At 73.8% G+C, this 15090-nt stretch carries 12 protein-coding genes; 7 read left to right on the forward strand and 5 right to left on the reverse strand.

The genetic code is table 11. The annotated features are described in order from the left end of the window. Positions 1-65 precede the first annotated feature (65 nt). The gene (locus EV378_RS21730) at positions 66-1382 is read left to right on the forward strand and encodes an ATP-binding protein (RefSeq protein WP_132429142.1); all 1317 of its coding nucleotides are present in this window, start codon (positions 66-68) and stop codon (positions 1380-1382) included. Positions 1383-1410: 28 nt separating this feature from the next. Further along, positions 1411-2094, forward strand: coding sequence for a LuxR C-terminal-related transcriptional regulator (locus EV378_RS21735; RefSeq protein ID WP_132429144.1), 684 nt, complete (start codon positions 1411-1413; stop codon positions 2092-2094). A 66-nt stretch (positions 2095-2160) separates the two neighbouring features. Here the strand turns inward: EV378_RS21735 and EV378_RS21740 are convergent, their stop codons facing one another. From EV378_RS21740 to EV378_RS21750, 3 genes are all read right to left on the reverse strand, one after another. Further along, positions 2161-3804 (reverse strand): hypothetical protein, encoded by a 1644-nt coding sequence (locus EV378_RS21740; RefSeq protein WP_132429146.1) that lies wholly within the window; start codon positions 3802-3804, stop codon positions 2161-2163. Positions 3805-4163: 359 nt separating this feature from the next. Beyond that, positions 4164-4466 carry a hypothetical protein gene (locus tag EV378_RS21745; protein ID WP_132429148.1) on the reverse strand — a complete coding sequence of 101 codons (303 nt, stop codon included), beginning with the start codon at positions 4464-4466 and terminating at the stop codon, positions 4164-4166. 95 nt (positions 4467-4561) lie between these two features. After that, the gene (locus EV378_RS21750; protein ID WP_132429150.1) at positions 4562-4879 is read right to left on the reverse strand and encodes a chorismate mutase; all 318 of its coding nucleotides are present in this window, start codon (positions 4877-4879) and stop codon (positions 4562-4564) included. An 87-nt stretch (positions 4880-4966) separates the two neighbouring features. On the opposite strand from EV378_RS21750, the gene EV378_RS21755 reads away from it, so the two are divergent. Next, positions 4967-7447 (forward strand): UvrD-helicase domain-containing protein, encoded by a 2481-nt coding sequence (locus EV378_RS21755; RefSeq protein WP_132432504.1) that lies wholly within the window; start codon positions 4967-4969, stop codon positions 7445-7447. A 10-nt stretch (positions 7448-7457) separates the two neighbouring features. On the opposite strand, the gene EV378_RS21760 is transcribed toward EV378_RS21755, so the two are convergent. Then, positions 7458-8372, reverse strand: coding sequence for a M23 family metallopeptidase (locus EV378_RS21760; protein WP_243653692.1), 915 nt, complete (start codon positions 8370-8372; stop codon positions 7458-7460). Between the two features lie 286 nt (positions 8373-8658). Then, positions 8659-9627: an esterase/lipase family protein gene (locus EV378_RS21765; RefSeq protein WP_132429152.1), complete on the reverse strand. Its 969-nt coding sequence runs from the start codon at positions 9625-9627 to the stop codon at positions 8659-8661. Positions 9628-9874: 247 nt separating this feature from the next. On the opposite strand from EV378_RS21765, the gene sucC reads away from it, so the two are divergent. From sucC to EV378_RS21785, 4 genes are all read left to right on the forward strand, one after another. Beyond that, positions 9875-11044 (forward strand): ADP-forming succinate--CoA ligase subunit beta, encoded by a 1170-nt coding sequence (gene sucC, locus EV378_RS21770; protein WP_132429154.1) that lies wholly within the window; start codon positions 9875-9877, stop codon positions 11042-11044. Between the two features lie 3 nt (positions 11045-11047). After that, the gene (sucD, locus tag EV378_RS21775; RefSeq protein ID WP_132429156.1) at positions 11048-11935 is read left to right on the forward strand and encodes a succinate--CoA ligase subunit alpha; all 888 of its coding nucleotides are present in this window, start codon (positions 11048-11050) and stop codon (positions 11933-11935) included. 181 nt (positions 11936-12116) lie between these two features. Next, entirely contained in the window at positions 12117-13283 is a 1167-nt protein-coding gene (locus EV378_RS21780) for a DUF5336 domain-containing protein (RefSeq protein WP_132429158.1), read from the forward strand. Between the two features lie 82 nt (positions 13284-13365). Continuing rightward, positions 13366-15054, forward strand: a complete 1689-nt coding sequence (locus EV378_RS21785) for a cell division protein PerM (RefSeq protein ID WP_132429160.1) — start codon at positions 13366-13368, stop codon at positions 15052-15054. Positions 15055-15090: the final 36 nt, after the last annotated feature.

Genomic DNA, 15090 nt, shown 5'->3' on the forward strand with positions numbered 1-15090 from the left:
TGCGCGGTCGTCGCGGCTCCGGGGTGACCCCGAGGTATCCCCGGAACTGTCCGGATCCTCCTGGCGTGCCGTCGTGTGACGATGGTGTCGTGAGCGTTCCCGGTACACAACCACGGTCGCCGCTGGTCCGGCGGCGGTCGGGCCGTCTCGTCGCGGGCGTGGCGGGCGGGGTGGCCGACCACCTGGGCGCCGACGTCCGGTGGGTGCGCGCGGCGTTCGTCGTGCTCGCCGTGCTCGGGTGGTCCGGTGTGGTGGCGTACGCGCTGCTGTGGGTGTTCGTCAAGCAGGAGCAGGGCGACGCCCAGCGGACCGTCGACCGGTCCGAGCGGCAGCAGGCGATCGGGCTGGCCGCGCTCGGGCTCGGCCTCGGGCTGGTCGGTGCCGCGACCGGGAACGTCCTGTTCGGATGGTTGCTCGGCCCGCTGGGTGTGGCCGCGATCGGTGCGGCCGTGGTGTGGCGCGAGGCCGACGGCGCGCAGCGACGCCGGTGGGCCAGCGGAGCCCGTGGCGGTGGACGGGCGGGCCTGTGGCGCAGCCTGATCGGTGCCGTGCTCGTCGCGGTCGGGCTGGCCGTGTTCCTGCTCGGCAACCTCGACCTGGACCAGGTGCGGTTCGGCCTGCTGGCCGCCGTCGCGGCGCTGCTCGGCGTCGCCGTGCTGACCGTGCCGTGGTGGGTGCGCCTGGTCCGCGACCTCACCGAGGAGCGCCGCGCGCGGATCGTCACCGCGGAGCGCGCCGAGATCGCCGCGCACCTGCACGACTCCGTGCTGCAGACGCTCGCGCTGATCCAGCGCCAGGCGAGCTCGCCGCGGGAGGTGCACCGGCTGGCGCGCGGCCAGGAGCGCGAGCTGCGGGCGTGGCTCTACGGCCCCGGCGGCTACGGGCGTCCGGACCACGACCGGGAGCGGCCCGCCGACGAGCAGCTCTCGGCGGCGCTCGGGAGCGCGGCCGCCGAGGTGGAGGACACCTACGCGGTGACCGTGAACCCGGTCGTCGTCGGCGACGCGACGATGGACCCGGACCTGCGGGCCCTCGTGCTCGCGGCACGCGAGGCGATGGTCAACGCGGCCAAGCACGCCGGCGTCGGGGAGATCAGCGTGTACGCGGAGGTCGAGCGCGACGGGCCCGCCGGCGGAGGCGGCGAGGTGAACGTGTTCGTGCGCGACCGCGGTGCCGGCTTCGACCCGGACGCCGTCGGCCCGGACCGGCACGGTCTCGCCGACTCGGTGCGCAACCGCATGGAGCGCCATGGCGGTACCGTCCGGCTGCGGACCGCGCCGGGCGAGGGGACGGAGATCCGGCTGGCCATGCCGTTGCGCGACGACGGCGAGCCGGTCGGTGGCGGTGCGACGACCGCAGTGACTCGGGAGGGTGAGCAATGAGCGAGCGCCAGCGAGCGGGGGCCGTGCGGTGAGCGACGGGGAGATCCGCGTCTATCTGGTCGACGACCACGGGCTGTTCCGGTCCGGGGTCCGGGCCGAGCTCGACCGTGGCGACGGCGGCGACCCACCGGTCGTCGTGGTCGGGGAGGCCGGGTCGGTGGACGAGGCCGTGGCCGGCGTCGGACACCTGCGCCCGGACGTCGTGCTGCTCGACGTGCACATGCCCGACGGCGGCGGCGCCGAGGTGCTGCGCCGCACCCGGGACACGACCGGCGGGAAGACGCCGACCGAGGCCGTGTTCCTGGCCCTGTCCGTGTCCGACGCCGCCGAGGACGTGATCAGCGTGATCCGGTCAGGGGCTCGTGGCTACGTCACGAAGACGATCTCCGGGCCGGACCTGGCGGACGCCGTGCGGCGCGTGCACGCCGGCGACGCGGTGTTCTCACCGCGGCTGGCCGGGTTCGTGCTCGACGCGTTCTCCGACCGGCCGGGCATGGCGCCTCCGGTGGACCCGGAGGTGGACCAGCTGACCCGCCGCGAGCGGGACGTCCTGCGCCTGCTCGCCCGCGGGTACTCCTACAAGGAGATCGCGGGCGAGCTGTTCATCTCGGTGAAGACCGTCGAGACGCACGTGTCGAGCGTCCTGCGCAAGACACAGACGTCGAACCGGCACGAGCTGTCCCGCTGGGCTTCCGACCGCAGGCTCGTGTAGGGCCGCCCGGGCCCGGAACGAGCCGGAGGGAGCTTCCACCCCGACCGCAGGCTGGTCCGAGCGGGACTACTTCCCGGTCAGCGCGCCCACGGTCGAGCCCAGCAGGTCCCCTGCCTTCGGCGCGGAGCCGGAGTTGCCGGAGCCCTGGCCCGAGTTCGACGACGCCGTCGAGGCCTGCTTGTCGGACGTCGCGTCCGCCTGCTCGTCGGAGCCACCCTGGTTCCCGCCGAGCGTCTGCTGGAGGCCGAGACGGTCGGTGAGCCCGGAGACCGTGTTCGCCGGGTCGGTCGCCGCCGTGCGGACGTGCTTGCCGCTGGACGTCGCCGTGGAGTCGTCGGTCGTGGACGCCTTCGACGCCGACTTCTTCTCCGACGACCCTGCGGGCGCCAGCGACGTGTCCAGCAGCCCGGTGACCGGGGCCAGACCCTTCAGGGCCGGGCCGGTCAGCGGTTCGGTGCTCCGCAGGACCGGCGTCGTCAGCGGGGACACGCCCTCCAGCACCGGCGACGTGATCGGGTCGACGACGTCGGTCAGCGGCTTGGTCGCCGGCTTCAGGCCGTTCGTCACCGGCTCGAGCACCTCGCCGACCGGCTGCGTCACGCCGCCGAGCGCGTCGCCGACCGGAGCGCCCGCGTCCGCGACGGGCTTCACGACGTCGCCGACGGCCTGCGTCGCCGGGGCGAGGCCGTTCGAGACCGGGGCCAGGACGCCGTCCCCGACGGTCCGGGTGACCGGAGCGGCGAGGCCCGCGACGGGCTTGAGGGCGTTCCCGGCCGCCTGGGTGACCGGCGGGAGGGCGTTCGTGGCCGGCTGGAGGACGTCGGCGACGCCGTCGGTCACCGGCCGCGCGACCGTGACGACCGGGGCGAGCGGGCCCTGCCCACCGCCGTTGGCCGGGGAACCGGTGGGGTCGCCGCCGCCCAGGATCGGGTCGAGGACGTTCCCGTTGACCGGGCCGCCACCGCCGTTGCCGCCACCGACGACCGGCAGCTCGGAGATCAGGCCGCCTCCGGACCCGCCGCCCTGCGACGGTGCCCCCGCGGCGGCGGTGCGCGCGGCCGGGACGGCGTTCGCGACCGACGACGGAGTGGTCGTCGAGGCCGCCAGCGCGCTGCCCGCCGCGGACGGCCCCGTGGTGGCCGCGGGGGCGGGGAACGCGAACCTGACCCAGTCGGTGCTGCCAGAGGACAGCACGGCGGGGGCCGGGAGCGGGCTGGTCAACGCCACGTTCGTCGGGAGGTAGCCGTCCGGTAGCGCCCCACCGGTCGTGGCGGCGGGCATGCCGAGGCCGGGGAACAGGCCGTCCGCAGCCGCCTGGGCGTCCGAGCTGTGCGAGGCCGCGCCGTTGTAGAGCGCGGCGCCGAGTACCGAGCCGGCCGCGACGAGCGCGCCCGCGACGGCGGTCGCGCGGCGACGGCCGGAGGCGGGGCGGGCCGGCCACGCGCCGGACGCGGCGGCGGCCTCGGCCTGGCGGGCGGCACGCGGCTGCAGCGGGCGGTCCTGGGCGTGCGGGGCACGTCCCTCGCGCCGCAGCAGCGAGCCGACGGACACGACCTGCGTCGCGACCGTCGCGGACTCCCGTGCGACCGGGGTGTAGCTGGTTCCTCGCCCGGACGACACACGGGAGAGAAGCTGCGCGACGGTCAGTACCTCGCGACGTCCGGATCCCGTGGTGCCGGGGAGCGGGGATCCGACCGGGAACTCGGTCACGGCCGCTGTTCCTCCTTCGGTGAGTGTGGCCCGAGAAGATTTACCCGAGTCCAGGGCGATCACCAAGGGGGAGCATCCCGCTCGCCGCAGGTCGCACGAACGGGTGAATCCCGTTCGTCGGCCGCATCCGACCGTTGGGCGTTGTCGTTGCGACGGGGCGCAACCGGCCACCTGTAGGCCGTTTGCCGACTCTGCTGGTCACAGCCGTGCGAGCGGCGGTGACGGGTGGCGTCTGTGTCTCCGCCGTGAATCGGCGAGCGGTCGTATCGTGATCTTGATGTCAGCGTTGAGGCGGCGCATCGCCCGGTCGGGCGGACGCCTACCGACGGTCATCGATCGCTGCGCCGACCCGGTGGCGGTCAGGGCGTGCGGTACCTCTCCTGCTCCTGCCGCAGGCCGCGGTAACCGACGACACCGCCGCCCACGGCGAGCAGGATGCCGATGACGTCGGCGAAGAATCCGCCGCTCGTGATCAGCAGCCCGAGCAGCGCGACACCGGACGCGCCGACGGCGACCGGCATGCGGCTCTTCGTCCGCTGGGCGATCTCCGCCCCGGACGCGCCCTTCTTGCGCGCCGCGTTGGAGAGCATCCCGAGGTATCCGACGTGGCCGAGCGCGGCCAGCAGGCCGGCGAGGGCGATGAGTGTCGCGAGGATTCCCATGCAGTCAGAGTGCCACGGCACGGCGTCGTGACGGCGCGGATCGCCCGGTGTTCAGGGACGGAATCAGGGTCCCTCAGGGTCGTCGCGGGGCGGGGTCAGGCCGTCGGGTCCGACGACGTGCCGGCGCCCCGCCCGCCGAGCCGTCCACGCCCGAGGCGCAGCAGCATCATCGCCAGATCCCGGCCCTCCGGGCCGAGGTCGGAGAATCGGTCCAGGACGGCCATCTCGCGGCTGTAGACGATCCGCGGGCCGCCCGCGGCCATCCGGGCCGCGCCGATCCGGCGGGACACGTCGGTCCGCTCCTTGATCCGTTCCAGGATCTCGGCGTCCAGCCGGTCGATCTCGCCGCGCAGGGTCTCGATCTCCTCCTCCGTCGTGGGTACGCGGGGCACGGAGGAGTCGGACACGGCCATGGTTCGGCAAGTCTGTCACATCGGCGGGCGTGGCGGACCGGCCGAGCGCGAGGACTGTCGGTGTCCGGCGGTACCGTGTTCGACACGATGAGTGCGCTGTTCGAACTCCCCGCCCAGGAGACCGACGTGGTTTCCCCGAAGACGAAGCGTGGCCGCGACCTGCTGGAGGGTCTGAACGACCGCCAGCGCGAGGCCGTGACGCACGCGGGCTCGCCCCTGCTGATCGTCGCCGGGGCCGGGTCGGGCAAGACGCGCGTGCTCACGCACCGGATCGGCTGGCTGCTGGCCGAACGCGGCGTGCACCCGGGCGAGATCATGTCGATCACGTTCACGAACAAGGCGGCGGCCGAGATGAAGGAGCGGGTGGACGCGCTCGTCGGCCGCCGGTCCGGGCCGATGTGGGTGTCCACGTTCCACTCGATGTGCGTGCGCATCCTGCGCCGGGAGGCCAAGCACCTCGGCGTCCGCAGCGCGTTCTCGGTGTACGACGCGGACGACACGCGCCGCCTCGTCGGTATCGTCGCGCGGGACCTGGAGCTGGACCCGAAGAAGTTCGCCGCCCGCGCGCTGGCCGCCCAGATCTCGAACCTGAAGAACGAGCTGCTCTCCCCGGACGACGCGCAGGCCCAGGCCGCCACCGAGCACGAGCGCCGGATCTGCGAGGTCTACGGCGTCTACCAGGCGCGGCTGCGCCAGGCGAACGCGTTCGACTTCGACGACCTGATCATGGAGACGGTCTCGCTGCTGGACCGGATGCCCGCGGTGGCCGAGTACTACCGCCGCCGGTTCCGGCACGTGCTCGTCGACGAGTACCAGGACACGAACCACGCGCAGTACGAGCTCGTCCGCCAGCTCGTACTGCCGGCGAACGAGAAGGCCACGCCCGCGGAGCTCTGCGTGGTCGGCGACTCGGACCAGTCGATCTACGCCTTCCGCGGCGCGAGCATCCGGAACATCGTGGAGTTCGAGCAGGACTTCCCGAACGCGCGGACGATCCTGCTGGAGCAGAACTACCGGTCCACGCAGACGATCCTGTCCGCGGCGAACGCGGTGATCGCGCGGAACCCGGAGCGCCGGGACAAGCGGCTGTGGTCGGACTCCGGTGACGGCGAGAAGGCCATCGGCTATGTCGCGGACAACGAGCACGACGAGGCGCGCTTCGTCGCCGCCGAGATCGACCGGCTGGTCGACTCCGGCGAGTACCGCAACTCGGACATCGCGGTCTTCTACCGGACGAACAACCAGTCCCGCGTGTTCGAGGACGTGTTCCTGCGGGTCGGCATGCCGTACAAGGTGGTCGGCGGCGTCCGGTTCTACGAGCGCCGGGAGATCCGGGACGCGTTGGCCTACCTGCGGGTGCTGTCCAACCCGGAGGACACGGTCAGCCTGCGCCGGATCCTCAACGTGCCCAAGCGCGGCATCGGGGACCGTGCCGAGTCCCTGGTCGCCGAGCACGCGGAACGGGAGCGCACGTCGTTCGCGGCGGCGCTGCGGACCGCGGCCGAGCAGCCGGAGCTGGTCCCGGCACTGGCGACGCGCTCGCAGCGCAACATCGCGGGCTTTGTCCGGATGATGGACGAGCTGCGCGAGATGGTGGACCGCGGCGAGGACACCGCCGACATCCTGGAGACGGTCTACGCGAAGACCGGGTACCTGGAGGAGCTGCAGGCCAGCGAGGACCCGCAGGACGGCACCCGGATGGACAACCTGGCCGAGCTCGTCACGGTGGCCAGGGAGTTCGCCGGGGACGCCGCCGTCGCGGACCTGGCGGCGCTCTCCACCGACCCGGACGTCGCGGGCGCCGCGATCGGGAGCGGGCGGGCGCCCGTCGAGACCCCGGCGACGCAGGCGGCCCCGGAGGCGACCGACGGCCCCGGCGCGGACGACGACACGGATGCCGGCGCCCCCGCCCCCGGGTCGCTGGCCGCGTTCCTGGAGCGGGTCGCACTCGTCGCGGACGCCGACTCCATCCCGGACGACGACCAGGGCATGGTCACGCTGATGACGCTGCACACGGCGAAGGGCCTGGAGTTCCCGGTCGTGTTCCTCACCGGCTGGGAGGACGGGATCTTCCCGCACCTGCGCACGCTGGGGGATCCGAAGGAACTGGCCGAGGAGCGCAGGCTCGCGTACGTGGGCATCACCCGCGCGCGCCAGCGGGTCTACCTGTCCCGCGCGATCGTGCGGACGGCGTTCGGGCAGCCGAGCACGAACCCGGCTTCCCGGTTCCTGGACGAGGTGCCGGTCGAGCTCGTGGACTGGAAGCGCTCCGAGGAGACGATCGAGCAGGAGCGCAGCCGGTCGGCGCCGGTCGGGCGGTTCGGCTTCGGGCGGCAGGGCCCGCGGCGCGGCAGCGGCGACCGCGGGGACTGGAAGGTCCCGGAGCGCTCGATGAACGCGACGATCAGCCTGGACGTCGGTGACCGGGTCAACCACGACAAGTACGGCCTCGGCACGGTCGTCGCGGCGGACGGCGTCGGGCAGAAGGCGACCGTGACGATCGACTTCGGCAGCAACGGCACGGTGCGGCTGATGCTGATCGGCGGCGTTCCGCTGCAGAAGCTGTAGCGGCCGGGGGTCAGGCGGCTTTCTCGGCCTCGGCCAGAGCCGGGCCGGTCACGTTGATCCCGCGCTGCAGCAACCACGGCAGCGGGTTCGTCTTCGTGCCGTCCTGCTCCCAGACCTCGAGATGCAGGTGCGGGCCGGTGGACTGGCCGCGGTTGCCGACCTCGGCGATCTGGTCGCCGGCCTTGATCTTCTGGCCGACCTCGACGAACGACCGGTTGACGTGGCCGTACACCGAGGCCGTGCCGTCGGTGTGGCGCAGCACGACCCACATGCCGAACCCGCTGGCCGGTCCGGACTTCTCCACGACGCCGTCGGTGAGGGCGTAGATCGGCGTGCCGATCGGGGCGGCCAGGTCGATGCCGTAGTGCGTGACGCCCCAGCGGCCGCCGAATCCGGAGGTGAACGTGCCGCGGGTCGGCAGGACGTACGTCGTCCCGTCGTACACGACGGCCTGCGGGGCGCCCTGCGCCATCGCGCTCTTCGCCGTGCCCTCGTCCTTGGCCGCCTCGGTGCCGAGGCGGGCGGCCTTGGCCAGGTTGGCGACGTCGACCTTCGCGGTGTCGGCGAGCGTGGGCAGCGACCCGTCCGCGGTGAGCTGCTCCCCGCCGATCGCGTTCGTGACGGCGGGGGCCGTCGGGTCGGCCGTGCTGACGTCGTTGACCGGCAGCATCGCCGACGCCGCGAGACGGGCGACGGCGGCGTCCTCGGCGGCCCTGGCCGGGTCCGGGGTGAGTCCGAACGCGCTGGCGAACGTCTGCCCTGCGGCGACGAGCGCACCGCCCGCTGCGGCGGTGACCGTGATCCGGGCGCACCGCGTCGACGGCGGTGGCGCCGGGAGGCGGTGCCCACCCGCGGCGGGGGCGTCGGGGGTCGCGCCGTGCCGGGAGTCGAGTGGTGCGCCGCTCGGGGAGCGGTGGCGCGCCAAGACCTGCCCTTCTGGTCTCAGGTCGTCCTCGTACCTGTCCGGTGATCGGCGGAGCGGGGGACTCCGGCGGGGAGCGACACCGGTTCGGGGCCGGTGTCCGGTCACCGTGACCGGTCCGTGACGTGGACCGGAGAAAGCTAACCCGTCCGTCGTAGGCGGGCAACGGCAGGGCGCCCGAGCGGTGCAAACGGTCGGACCGGCGCGACGACCGGTCGGGTGGTACCGGTTACCCGACCGGCCCCCGGCGCGCCGAACGGGTCGTCACGCGCTGTGTCGGCCGCGGCGGTCAGGACGCGGAGTCGCGGGCGTGCCGTCCGGCCAGGCGCAGGCTCCCGGTGCCGAGCCGGCTGGCCCGGATCCGGTCCCGTTCGGCCCGCTCCCGCTCACCGCGGGCGAGCGTGCCGGCCACCCAGTGCACGGTGCGCGGGTCGATCGGCAGCGACAGGTGCCCGACGTCGCGCAGCTCCAGCTCCTCGACGTCGAGGTCCGGGTGCCGCAGGCGGGCGTTGCGCTGCGGGACGACCATCTCGTCCAGCCTGCTCCAGACCACCAGGAACCGGGTCCGGCAGCGCGGAGCGGGCTCCTCGAGCTCGGAGACGACGTCGGAGCCGGGCCGCAGCTGGCGGGCCAGCGGGATCGGCAGCAGGTAGGCGGCGTTGCTGCCGTGGTGCGGGCTGCCGAGCGTGACGAGCGTGTCGACGGCCTCGTCGCCGCCCATCCGCTGCACGTAGTAGCGGGCGATCATGCCGCCGAGCGAGTGCCCGACGATGTGCACCTTGTCCGAGCCGGTCATCTCACGCAGCCGCTCGACGTGGCTGCGCAGCTCGTTCGCGGCGTCCCGCAGGTCGCCGGTCAGCATGCTGTAGTTGATCGCGTGCACGACGCCGAACCCACGGCGGCGCAGCGCGTGCCCGAACACGGTGAACACGGACCGGTTGTCCATGATCCCGTGGATCAGCAGGATCGGGGTCCCCGCCGCGGCCGGGTCCGCGACGACCAGGCTGCGCTTGGCCGGGGGCAGGCTGTCCGTCCGGTAGACGCCCTGCGGGCGGACCGTCTCCTCGGCGAGACCGACCGGGTACAGGGCCACGTGCGTGGCCAGCCACAGCCACTCGACGGCCATGCCGCGCATCCCGGCGGGTGAGGCGAACGTCCGCAGTGCGTAGTTCCCCGCCTGGGCGACCTCGGCGGCGACGGAACCGACGCCGTCCGCGAGGGCGCGCAGGCGCCGCAGCCCTGCGTGCGCCGTCGCCATGGGACGACGGTAAGCGACGGGACGTGATCGTGCCCACTCCTGATCTCGCGACACCCCACGAAAGGAGGGTCTCGTCGGGAGGTGACGGCAGTCACCGGCCCAGGTCAGGACCGGTCCGGTCGCCCTCGTTAGGCTCCCGGAGCAGCAGCACAGTCGACGTCGTGACCGCTGCGGCCCCGCCGGGGTTCACCGCCCCGCACGGCACCGCGCAGTCGCGGCGTGAGCGAAGTGGAGCGGGAGAAGCCGAGTGGACCTGTACGAGTACCAGGCGAAGGACCTCTTCGCCGCGCACGGCGTCCCGGTGCTGCCGGGCCGGACCGTCGAGACCGCCGACGACGCGGCCGCAGCGGCGTCCGAGATCGGCACCGCCGTCGTCGTCAAGGCGCAGGTGAAGACGGGTGGCCGCGGCAAGGCCGGCGGCGTGAAGCTCGCCGAGAACCCGGACGAGGCGCGGGAGAAGGCGAACGCGATCCTCGGGCTGGACATCAAGGGGCACACGGTGCACCGGGTCCTGGTGACGGAGGCCAGCGACATCGCCGAGGAGTACTACTTCTCGTTCCTGCTGGACCGCTCGAACCGCACGTTCCTGGCCATGTGCTCGGCCGAGGGCGGTATGGAGATCGAGCAGCTGGCCGTCGAGCGCCCGGACGCGCTGGCCCGGATCCCGGTCGACGCGATCGCCGGGGTGGACAAGGCGAAGGCGGACGAGATCGTCGCCGCGGGCAAGCTCCCGGCGGAGGTCGCCGACGAGGCCGCGAACGTGATCGTCAAGCTGTGGGACACGTTCGTCGCCGAGGACGCCACCCTCGTCGAGGTGAACCCGCTGGTCCGTGACCCCGATGGCAGGATCATCGCCCTGGACGGCAAGGTCACGCTGGACGGCAACGCGGACTTCCGCCACTCCGAGCACGCGCAGCTCGTCGACGAGCGCACGGAGAACCCGCTCGAGGCGAAGGCCAAGGCCAAGGGCCTGAACTACGTGAAGCTCGACGGCGGCCAGGTCGGCATCATCGGCAACGGCGCCGGCCTCGTGATGAGCACGCTCGACGTCGTCGCCTACGCCGGTGAGGCACACGGCGGCGTGAAGCCGGCCAACTTCCTGGACATCGGCGGCGGCGCGTCGGCCCAGGTCATGGCGGACGGCCTGGACGTCATCCTCGGCGACGACGACGTGAAGTCCGTCTTCGTGAACGTGTTCGGCGGCATCACGGCGTGCGACGCGGTGGCCAACGGCATCGTCGAGGCGCTGAAGATCCTCGGCGACAACGCCAGCAAGCCGCTCGTCGTCCGGCTGGACGGCAACAACGTCGACGAGGGCCGGAAGATCCTCGCCGACGCGAACCACCCGCTGGTCACGGTGGTGGGCACGATGGACGACGCGGCCGCGAAGGCCGCCGAGCTGGCGGCTGGAGCCTGAGAAATGTCGATCTTCCTCAACGAGAACAGCAAGGTCATCGTCCAGGGCATCACCGGCGGTGAGGGCACCAAGCACGCCACCAAGATGCTCGCCTCCGGGACGAACATCGTCGGCGGCGTGAACGCCCGCAAGGCCGGCACCACGCACACGGTCGGCGACACCGACGTCACCGTGTACGGGACGGTCGAGGAGGCGATGAAGGAGACCGGCGCGGACGTGTCGGTCCTGTTCGTGCCGCCGAAGTTCGCCAAGGACGCCGTGATCGAGGCCGTCGACGCGCAGATCGGGCTCGCCGTCGTGATCACCGAGGGCATCCCGGTGCACGACAGTGCCTACTTCTGGGCGCACGCGTCGGCCAAGGGCAACAAGACCCGGATCATCGGCCCGAACTGCCCGGGCATCATCTCGCCCGGCAAGTCGAACGCCGGCATCATCCCGGCGAACATCGCGGGTCCCGGCAAGATCGGCCTGGTCTCCAAGTCCGGCACGTTGACCTACCAGATGATGTACGAGCTCCGGGAGATCGGTTTCTCCACGGCGATCGGCATCGGCGGCGACCCGGTCATCGGCACCACGCACATCGACGCGCTCGAGGCGTTCGAGGCGGACCCGGAGACCGAGGCCATCGTGATGATCGGCGAGATCGGCGGCGACGCCGAGGAGCGCGCGGCCGACTTCATCAAGGCCAACGTGACGAAGCCGGTCGCGGGCTATGTCGCGGGCTTCACGGCGCCGGAGGGCAAGACGATGGGCCACGCCGGCGCGATCGTCTCCGGCTCGGCCGGCACCGCCCAGGCCAAGAAGGAGGCCCTCGAGGCGGCGGGCGTCAAGGTCGGCAAGACGCCGTCCGAGACCGCGGCGCTGATGAAGGAGATCGTCGGCTCGAAGTAGCCGATCACGTTCACCCGTCCGCGCGGGCCCCGGGAACCCTCCTGGGGCCCGCGCGTTGTCCTGTCACCCGACCGAGCAGACCGCTGCGGCCGCGCTCCCTCGATGGGCTAGCGTGCGCGGGAGCGGACCGTGTTGCCGACGCCGCGCCGCAAGGCCGTGGTGAGCAGGAGATGTTCTCGAGATGACGACCAGCCAGCCGCCGGACCCCACCGGCCCCGGCGCGGCGCAGCCCGCCGCTGAGGGCGCCACCCCGGCCCCTGCTCCCTCCGCCGTCCGACCCGCCGTACTGGCCGGCGCGGTGCTGGGCCTGCTGACCTACCTGTGCGGGTTCTTCGGGGCGTTCGAGTTCTCGATCCCGATCATCCTGGTGCTGGCGGGCGGGCTGCTCGCGCTGATCGGCCTGCTGCCGACGGTCGGCCGGGTACTGGTGCCCGCCGCCCTGCTGTCCGCGATCGGGTTCTTCCTGCTCCTGCTGAGCGTGACCAGCACGTCGTCGATCGGTTCGTCAGGTGCCGTGCGCTGGATCGCGCTGGCGCTCGCCCTGTTCAGCGCCGCAGCGGTCGTCGCCGCACTGATGTTCGACGCGGGCGTGCTGACCGCACCCGCCCCCCGCCCGGCCCGTCAGCAGGCACCGCAGCAGGGCTGGAGCCCGTACGGCCAGCCCGGCCAGCCCGGCTACGGGGCCGCTCCCGGCCAGCCGCAGCAGCCCGGCATGTTCGACCCGAACCAGCCGGGGTACGGCGGCGGGCAGCAGCCCGGCTACGGCGCGCCGTACGGCGCCGGTTACGGCACGCCGGGGTACCAGGCGGGCTACGGGGCGCCCGGCTACGGCCAGCCCGGATACGCCGCGCAGGGCTACGGGGCCGCTCCGGGATCTCCCGCTCCGCCCGCGTCCCCGTCGTCGACCGGCGGCTACGGCGCGGTCGGTGCGGGCGGCTACGGCGGTGCGCAGGGCTACGGCGCCCAGGGGTACGGCTCGCAGGGGTATGGCTCGCAGGGCCACCCGGGTTCGGCCGGTTACGGCGCCCCGGCGTACGGGGCCTCGGGGCAGCCGGGCACCTACGGCACGCCGTCCGGTACCGGCCCCCAGTCGGCCACCCCGGCCGCGGGCGCGCAGGGTTCCGGCGCGCAGCAGACGTACGGCTCGCCGGAGGGCGCCGCTCCCGGATCCGGGGCACAGGCTCCCGGCACGCCCGGGGCGCCGACGCTCGCGCCCGGTGGCGACAAGACCCCGGAGGCGACCACTCCCGGCGTCCCGGCGACCGGCGGGGACACGCTCGCCGAGGGCGACGACGACCGCACCCACTCGTTCCGGCCGGGCGACGGTTCGTCCGGTTCCGGGTCCTGAGCAGAGCCCTCTCACCTGTTCGACCGGGTCCCGCACGGCGTGGCGGGCCCGGTGATCGGACCCGCGCTGCGACCCTGAACGGGTGAGCAGCACGGCATCCGCCCCCACCGAGCGCCGCGGCGCCCGTCCGGGCGCGCGGACCCGGCGCACCGAGCGGCACCCCGAAGGCCTCGAGCGCCTGCGCATCCTGCTGGCGGGAGCCATGGGCGCGGTGCTGGTCGGGTACGCCCTGCTGGTCCCGGTCGCCGTGCTGCTGCTGATGTCCGGCGGGAGCGGCTCGTTCGACGGCGCGTTCGCGGTCGCCGTCCCGATGTGGCTGGCCGCGCACCAGATCCCGGTCGAGGTCGACGGCCGCGCGCTCGGCGTGCTGCCGTTGTTGCCGACGGCCGTCGTGGTGACCGTCGTGGCCGTCGCCGCGAACTGGTCGGTGCGACGGCTCGGTTGCCGGATCCGGCACGACGCGGGCCCGGTCGTCGCCTCGCAGGCCGGAGCCGCGGCCGCCGTGGCCGTGCTGGCGGGTGCCCTGCTGCCGGGTGACGTGTCGGTCACCACGCCGTGGGCGTCGATGGTCGGTGCGGGGCTGCTGGCCGGGCTCGCCGCCGGTGTGGGTGTGCTCCGGGCGTGCGGTCTGCCGCCGGAGTGGTCGCGGCGGCTGGACGGCTGGCCGCGCGCGGCGTCGTCCGGGGCCCGGATCGGCGCGGCCGGGTTGCTGCTGTCCGGGACGCTCGTGCTCCTGCTGGGTCTGGCCGTGCGGGCCGGTACCGTGGCCGGCTCGTTCGCCGGGCTCGCGCCGGGCGTCGGGGAGAGCCTCGGGGCGCTGCTGCTCGCCGTCGGCTACCTCCCGAACGCGCTGGTAGCGGGCACGGCCTGGTCGCTCGGGCCCGGGGTCGCGATCGGTGCCGCGCAGTACGGTCCGTTCGACGTCCAGGCCGGTCCGCTGCCGCCGTTCCCGCTGTTCGCAGCCGTGCCGACGGAGGCGGTCCCGCTGTGGGGAGCGCTGGTCCTGCTGCTGCCGGTGGGTGCGGGTGTGGCCGTGGGCCTCGTGTGCCGCCGCGCGCTCGGTGCGACGGCCCCGGTCCGTGACCGGGCCTCCGCCGCGGGCTCCGCGGCCGGTGCGACGGCCGTCGGTGCCGGGATCGTGGCCGCCGTCGCGGGCGGGTCGCTGGCCGGAGGGCCCTACGACCCGGTGTCGCTGTCGCCGGTCGGTGTCCTCCTGGCGGCACTGGTGCTGCTGGGGATACCGGCGACGATCGCCGCCGTTGGAATCGACGAGCTGCTGGGTCGCCGTCCGCAGGCGACGCGCGGGTCCGCGGCCGAACGCGCGGCCGCGCGTCGCGAGGGGCGATCGCGCGACGATGCCCGTTCCACCGGTTCCGACCGCCGCACCGGCCCGGCCCGGCGCGAGCGGTCGACGCCGGAGCGCGGCACGTCCCGTGACCGGTCGCGCACGACGTCGGGTGACGAGACCGGGATACGTGACGACCCGGCGGGCGAGGACCGCGAGGCCCCTGCCCGCGACCGCCCGTCGCGACCCTCCTCCGACGGACCGTCGCGCCCCCGGAAGCGGGATGCCGCGACCCCGAACGGTTCCTCCCCGGGTGGCACCGGCCGCGGACCGTCCAGCCGGACGGAACGCGAACCGGGACCGCGACCACGGACCGTCGGGGACCTGGTCGCGCAGAAGGACCGGGAGCACGCGGACGACCCTCCGGACCCGGCACCGGAGCAGACGGACACCGGACGTGACGAGGAGGACGACGCCGAGCGCTGAGACGCGCGTCGCGGCCCCCCAGCCCGGCCCGGGGCG

Source organism: Pseudonocardia endophytica (assembly GCF_004339565.1).
GTDB lineage: Bacteria > Actinomycetota > Actinomycetes > Mycobacteriales > Pseudonocardiaceae > Pseudonocardia > Pseudonocardia endophytica.

Bases quoted from the DNA above. Each gene is read 5' to 3' on its own strand.
- EV378_RS21750 (WP_132429150.1), bottom strand. From the start codon at position 4,879: ATGGCCGTGTCCGACTCCTCCGTGCCCCGCGTACCCACGACGGAGGAG.
- EV378_RS21765 (WP_132429152.1), bottom strand. From the start codon at position 9,627: ATGGCGACGGCGCACGCAGGGCTGCGGCGCCTGCGCGCCCTCGCGGAC.
- sucD (WP_132429156.1), top strand. From the start codon at position 11,048: ATGTCGATCTTCCTCAACGAGAACAGCAAGGTCATCGTCCAGGGCATC.
- EV378_RS21745 (WP_132429148.1), bottom strand. From the start codon at position 4,466: ATGGGAATCCTCGCGACACTCATCGCCCTCGCCGGCCTGCTGGCCGCG.
- EV378_RS21755 (WP_132432504.1), top strand. From the start codon at position 4,967: ATGAGTGCGCTGTTCGAACTCCCCGCCCAGGAGACCGACGTGGTTTCC.
- EV378_RS21780 (WP_132429158.1), top strand. From the start codon at position 12,117: ATGACGACCAGCCAGCCGCCGGACCCCACCGGCCCCGGCGCGGCGCAG.